Annotated in this window: 4 protein-coding genes; all 4 read right to left on the reverse strand. The window is 64.1% G+C overall.

Going from position 1 to position 6,271, the window contains the following annotated elements; all coding sequences use genetic code 11:
- Window positions 1–658: 658 nt before the first annotated feature.
- Complete coding sequence (pgaD, locus tag F6S12_RS28925; RefSeq protein ID WP_011058546.1) at window positions 659–1,183, reverse strand: poly-beta-1,6-N-acetyl-D-glucosamine biosynthesis protein PgaD; 525 nt, start codon at window positions 1,181–1,183, stop codon at window positions 659–661.
- Window positions 1,183–2,532, reverse strand: coding sequence for a poly-beta-1,6-N-acetyl-D-glucosamine synthase (gene pgaC, locus F6S12_RS28930; protein WP_019093523.1), 1,350 nt, complete (start codon window positions 2,530–2,532; stop codon window positions 1,183–1,185). Before pgaC ends, pgaD begins: the two co-directional genes overlap by 1 nt.
- A 3-nt stretch (window positions 2,533–2,535) precedes the next feature.
- On the reverse strand, window positions 2,536–4,533 hold the full coding sequence (pgaB, locus tag F6S12_RS28935) for a poly-beta-1,6-N-acetyl-D-glucosamine N-deacetylase PgaB (protein WP_053148390.1): 1,998 nt from the start codon (window positions 4,531–4,533) through the stop codon (window positions 2,536–2,538).
- A 14-nt stretch (window positions 4,534–4,547) separates the two neighbouring features.
- Window positions 4,548–6,271: poly-beta-1,6 N-acetyl-D-glucosamine export porin PgaA (gene pgaA / locus F6S12_RS28940; RefSeq protein ID WP_315869627.1), on the reverse strand; the 1,724-nt coding region annotated here is incomplete at its 5' end.

Raw genomic sequence — 6,271 nt, forward strand, 5'->3', positions numbered from 1 at the left:
CACGATGCCATCGGCCATCGCCACAACGGGCTGCCAGAACATCATGTTGGCCAGGACGAACGCCAGGCTGCGTTTGGACAGCCCCCAGAACGAATCCCGCGCTTGCAGGGTGGCGGAAGGTTTGCGGGCCAAGGCACAGCACAACCTCATCCCGAGCGTGGAGAGAGACATATCCGATCCTTCGAAAGCGTGACGACAAGAGCTACGAAGGGCGTGACGCTAATAAGCTATTACTGCATCGTCAAATGACTGCCGAAGAATCGCCAACAACAATCAAATCGAACTTTCAAACAATTTTACGAGATAAAAAACATGCAGCTCCATCATGGAGCCGCCCATTTTAAATTTTGAAATACTTAAAGTAAAAATTACCTTAAAGTCTTTTAAATCAAGGCTATAGAGCTTTAAAAAGTTTTAGCAACAACAGGATATTGCACACTTACAAGAGCCAACGCCCGTACGCAATAACCCTGGTTCTCACTCTCTCGCTACGATAAAGAACAACTCACCCACAACCACATCCGTAGCGACAAACCCATGCAGAAACCCCAAATAAATCAATAACCCATTGATTTATTTACTGAAAATAGAATCAGACAATTCCCTCTGCAAATTCAGAAGAGCCGTCCCCCCCCCAGGGCTCATCCCCCCTGGGCAATCAATCTTCTCCTGTCTTCTTGCCTTCATCCCCTTCCGAACGCAGATGGATCACCCGCGGTGGCGGTTCCACCCTCAGCGGCGGGTGCTGCTGGTCTTCGGGAAGAATGCGATAGAACTGCGTGGTGACGTGGCTGATACCGCCTTCCTCGTCGTTGTGCACGATCATGGTGCCGGGCTGGCGCATCTGGGCGAAGGTCGCGTCGTTGAGCTTGAAGGTTTCGCTCAGGCGCTTGTCGTCCACCACGGGTGCCGGCAGCCGGGGCGGGTAGCTCTTGTTGCGACGCTGGCGGTAGCGGGCCCAGGAAATCAGCAGCACCGCATTGAGTACCGCCACCCAGGCATAGAACTGCAGGGTGGTCAGGGCATCGAGCATGCCCGCTTCGATCCGCGGCCCTTCATGGCTGTCCAGCAGCGGAATGAGCCCACGAACCAGCAAGTACAGCAGGCCTACCCAGGCCAGTACGGTGAGGACAACGTCGACGATCACCATGAACGGACGCTGGCGGGTTCGGATGATTTTCATCAGCGCACCTCCTCTTCGTCATCGATGGGTTTGATGCCGCGGTCCGGGCTGACCCAGCGCGCGCGTTTCTGGTGTTCGCCAAACAGCACCCGGGGAAAGCTCACCAGGGTGGTGAACAGGCTGATGAACCAGAACACCAGCGGGTACCAGACCACCCAGAACATGGTTTTCCACAGGTCTTTTTCATAACGGCGGTCGATCAGGATACTCACCGCGAACTGGGTCAGGCAGACCATCGCCAGCACCAGCCCGGTGAAGGCCGGCGGGACGATGGTGTGCACCGCGATGGCCTCGGGCATGACGATGAACTTGCCCAGGGCCCAGAAGATCACCGACAGCAGGAAGGTGAAGGCCCAGCCGGTGGACAGGCAGTAGTCGAACAGCAGGGTCCAGAGGTAGCGGTGGCGCCACTCCCAGATCCCGCGGATGTTCTTGAACAGCACCTCGGCGCCGCCCTGGGCCCAGCGCAGGCGTTGCTTCCACAGGCCGCGCAGGGTCTCCGGCATGAGGATCCAGCACAGCGCCCGCGGCTCGAAGAACACGTACCAGTGGTCCAGTTGCAGCTTCCAGCTGATGTCGATGTCTTCGGTGATCATGTCCGGGCTCCAGTAGCCCACCCGGTGCAGGGCGGTGCGACGGAAGGCGACGATCACCCCGGAGACGGTGAAGACTTTGCCGAACACCCGCTGGGTGCGCTTGATCAGGCCGATGATCGAGGAGAACTCGCCCACCTGGACCCGACCCACCAGGGTCGAACGGGTGCGGATCCGCGGGTTGCCGGTCACGGCGCCCAGGCGCGGGTTGTCCAGCATCGGCGCCACCAGGTAGGCCGCCGTGTTGGGCGCCAGCAGGGCATCGCCGTCGATGCACACCAGGTATTCGCTGTGTGCCGCCACCGCGCCCATGCGCAGGGCCACGGCCTTGCCCTGGTTCTGCGCCAGGTGCAACACCCGCAGGCGCGGGTCCTGGGCGGCAAGGCGGTCCAGCACCTCGGCGGTGTTGTCCTTGGAGCCATCGTTGATGGCGATCACTTCGATGTTCGGGTACTGCTGGGCCAGGGCCGCATGAATGGTGTCGGCGACGTTGTCGCCTTCGTTGTAGCAAGGAATGAGGATGCTGATCAGCGGCTCACCGGCCAGGGGCGGCGGCAGGGTGTCGTCGCTCCACGGCCAGTGGCGCTCCCAGTGCATCCAGTAATACAGGCCGCCGGCGATCCACAGCGCCGACATGAACAAGGGGTAGTAGAAGACGAAGTCCATGAGGAATTCGCCGGTCAGCACGAAGATCAGCCCCAGGGGCACGCCGAGAACGAGCGCCAGGACCACCAGCGCAAAGATACGATCCACCATGATTCAAGGGCTCCATTTGTTGGAGAGCGCGGGCCGCAGAGTCTTCAGGTCCGGTGAGTTCTCGAGGAAGTTGTCCGGGTAGTAGCCGAAATTGGTCGCGCCCTGGCGCTTGAGGCGGCCCATCCAGTCCGCCAGTTGCTGGGCGGAGAGGTCGCTGGCGGGCTTGCGGGCCCAGTCCCGGGCCTGCAGCTCGAACACCGTGCGCTGCAAGGCACCGGGGCGGGCGCGCACCTGGTCCACCAGGGCTTCGAGCCAGGGCCCGGAATGCCGCTGGCTCTGGCCTTCCATCAGCGGCATGGCCATGGGCGCGGTCCAGTCGTAGCTGACCAGGAAATCATCGAGGTTCTGGGCGAACCAGGTTTCACTCTGCGGGTTGATGATCGGCTCGGCGAACAGGTTGCGCGCGGTCTGCACCTGCGGCCCGCGAATCGCCCGGACCTTGGCGGCCAGCTCATGGGTGAAGTCGATCAGGTAGCGGCTCTTGAAGCGGGTCCAGCGCTGCAGGGTGGCCGGATCGTCGCGCAGGGCGGCCATGGAACCCGGCAGGCCCTGGGCCACATAGGCGCGCAAGGCCCCGGGGCTGGCATCTTCGAAATCCGAGAGCACGGCGTCGTCGTGGAACAGAATGCCGTCCACCGACGTCATGCGCGCCACGTCCTCGTAAAGGTCACCGATCTGCCGGCGCACATTGGGGTCGAAGGGCGACAGCCGCTGGTACTGCTTAGGATCGATGGTGCTCTGGCCGGTGGCCGGATCCCAGCGCGTGACCCGGGGCAGCCGGGCGTCCAGGGCGAAGCTGAGCACCGGCATCCAGGCATAGACCTTGACGTGGGCCCGGGTGCGCAACTGCCAGGCGACCCGGTCGAACAGGTCGGCGCGCATCGGCAGGTGCCGGTTGGGGAAATACAGCGACTGCACCAGGCCGTCGCCCTTGGGGTCGGCGAAGGCCTGGAGGAATACGGTGTTGGCCCCCAGGTCGGCCATGCGCTGCACCAGCTTGCCGAGGTTGACCTCCTGCTGCTTGGGGTCCGGGTCGTAGACGTTGTCCAGGTCCACGTGCACCACGCGCATGGGCGCGGCGGTCTCGGCACCGACAATGCTGTTGGAGAAGTGCATGCCGTCCGGGTCCGACACCACCAGGAAACGCGGACTGCTCATCAGGTTGTCGAGTGTGTCCAGGCCGTCGTCCAGGGTCAGGGCCAGCTTGAAGCCCTGGCTGTCCACCACTTGCAGGGTGGAGCCGTCGGCCGTGCCGTAGGGCCAGACCCAGATCCGCGGGCGATAGCCGGCCACCGCCAGGATCTTGTTCGAGATGGCGGTCACGTCCTGGCGCATCCGCGCCTGGAAATCCGCCTCGCTTTCATAGCGCCCGGAGGCGGCGTCAAAACGGCGGGTCGCCGCCGCCGGCTGCAGGTTGCCCTGAGGGTTGGCAAGAATGCCCAGGTGGCTGTGGTCGGTATGGGCGGCGATTTCCACCAGCCCGGAACGGGAGATTTCCCGGACCTGCGCCCAGGTCAGGAACTGAGAGCGGGGCCGCAGCTCGCCGGCGAAGTTCACCGGCTGGTCGGCCGGGGTGTCGATCCAGGTGCCCACCGGCGCCAGCACCGCAGGCCAGTGATAGCTGCGCAGCACCGGCAGCACCCGGGTGTAGAAGCTCGAATAGCCGTCATCGAAGGTCAGCAGGATGGCCTTGGCCGGCAGTTCGGGGCCGCCGTTGCGCGCCGCCAGGATCTGGTCCACGGTCACGGGCCGGTAGCCGTTTTCCCGCAACCAGGCCAGTTGCTCGATCATCCGCTCGGTGCGCACCGCCACCACCCGTTGGTCCGGGTCGCGATCCTCGATGTCGTGGTAGGCAATGCCCAGCACGTGGTTCTTCGGCCAGGGCGCCTCGGTGTTGGGCAACGGCCGTTGCGCCGGGGCGAGAAAGTCGGCGGCGGGCTGGGAACAGGCGCTGAGAACCAGGGCTCCCAGCAGGAGGATGCAACGGTTGATCAGGCGCATCGTCACACTCTTCTCTAGAAACGATAGGTAAGGTCGACAGCCAGGCGCAGGTCGGTTTCCCGATCACCGTCGTAAGGCCGGTTGATCACGCTCAGGACTGCGCCGATGTCGAACACGTCGTTCCAGCTGTAGCGCTGGCCGTAGCTGAGCAGCCCCACCGCTCCAGTGGAGTAGCCGCGTTCGCTGTAGGTACCGGCGCCGGCCTGGAACTGTTGGCTCCAGGAGGTCTGATAGCGGTGATAGAGCACGTGGTTGACGGTGACGGTGGGCAGGACGCTGAGGTCCGCCTCGGGGTTGTAGTAAGGGGTGTCTTCCAGGGTGTTGTGGCTGGCGCCCACTTCCAGGCCGAGGTCGACCTGCACTTTCGGCGAGCGGTAGACCCCTTCGCGGCCCGTGAGCAGGGCCTCGAACCTATTGTTGCCGTCGCTGAAGTGCGACGGGCTGAGGGACAGTTTCCACTCGCGGCTTTCATTGGCCCGCCAACGCAGGAAGGCGCTGCCGCCGTTGGCGCTGATATCGCTGTTGAGGGCCCGCAGCGGGGTGTTGGCAGAGAGGTAGTCGAGGCTGCCGCCGTATTGCCAGTGATCGTCGATGTCCCGCGCCAGCGACACCCGGGCACCGGTCTTGTCGCCGTAGCCATAGGAATGGTTGGAGACTTCCGCTTCCAGGGTCATGTCGCGGGTGCGCCGCTCCACCCCCAGGACCTGCCAGCGGTGATTGCCGATCCCTTCCGAGAAGTCCCCCATGGCATAGCCGATGCCGCCGAACAGGCGCCAGTCCTCGGCGATCGGCGGCGTGTAAAGCCGGCTTTCGATGCCGAAATCACGGCTGCCGGATACCGCGCCGGCACCATTGCTGCCACCGCCGTAACTCTTGCCGCCATAGGTCATGACCCGCAGTTCGGCCATGTCGTGCACTTCGCGCTCGCGGGCCAGGCGCTGCACCTGGCGGCTCTCCGGAAAGCGCTCCACCACGTCGTCGGTCAGCGCATCCAGTTGCCGCCATTCCTGCAGGTCCTGGGCCGTATGGCCCTGGGACACTTCCAGGCTGACATCGCGCGGGGCCACACTCTCGGTTTCCTTGAGCAGGCTTTCCGAAAGCCGGGGCCAGTCGCGCACCCGGTACAGATCGGCCTGGGCCAGGCGTACGCTGATGTTCCCCGGGGCCTGCCCCGCCAGGGTCTCCAGGCGCTGCTCGGTGCCCGGCAGGTCAGCCCCGGCCGTGCCGTCGGCACCGGCCTGGGCCGCCAGCAGTTGGGCATCGACCCAGTCGTCATTGGGGTCGCCCACGGTTTGCCCGGTGAGCTGAATTCGCTGCGGCACACTGTCGGCCAGGTCATTGGCGAGTTTCAGCGCCTCTTCCGGGCGTTCACTTTCCAGCAGCGCGTAATACAGCGCGGTGGTGTCTTCCAGGCGGTGGTCGGCATCACCGTCCGGTGCCGAAAACACACGCCGATACAGGTCCGCGGCGATTTCCGGCTGGCGCTGGTCGAGGTAGGAAGCCGCCACCCAGCGCAGGGCATACGGGGGAATGGCCACGCCGGCAGCGGTGAGCTGCTCGTATTCGCTGATCACCTCTGCGGTGCGCGCCCGGGACTTGAGGGCGCCCAGGCGGTCGATGCGCCAGCGGGTCAGGTCGTCCTGGGCTTGAGGGTCCTTGCCCCAGGCGGCGAACAGGGTGTCGTAGTCGGCCAGGGCACGGTCGGCCACCACAAAGCGCTCTTTCTCACTGCGGCTGG

The sequence above is a fragment of the Pseudomonas sp. JV245A genome (genome assembly GCF_032424515.1).
Lineage (GTDB): Bacteria > Pseudomonadota > Gammaproteobacteria > Pseudomonadales > Pseudomonadaceae > Aquipseudomonas > Aquipseudomonas protegens.

What these genes read in the sequence shown, in the direction of transcription:
- pgaB (WP_053148390.1), bottom strand. Translation starts at nt 4,533, where the DNA reads ATGCGCCTGATCAACCGTTGCATCCTCCTGCTGGGAGCCCTGGTTCTC.
- pgaC (WP_019093523.1), bottom strand. Translation starts at nt 2,532, where the DNA reads ATGGTGGATCGTATCTTTGCGCTGGTGGTCCTGGCGCTCGTTCTCGGC.
- pgaD (WP_011058546.1), bottom strand. Translation starts at nt 1,183, where the DNA reads ATGAAAATCATCCGAACCCGCCAGCGTCCGTTCATGGTGATCGTCGAC.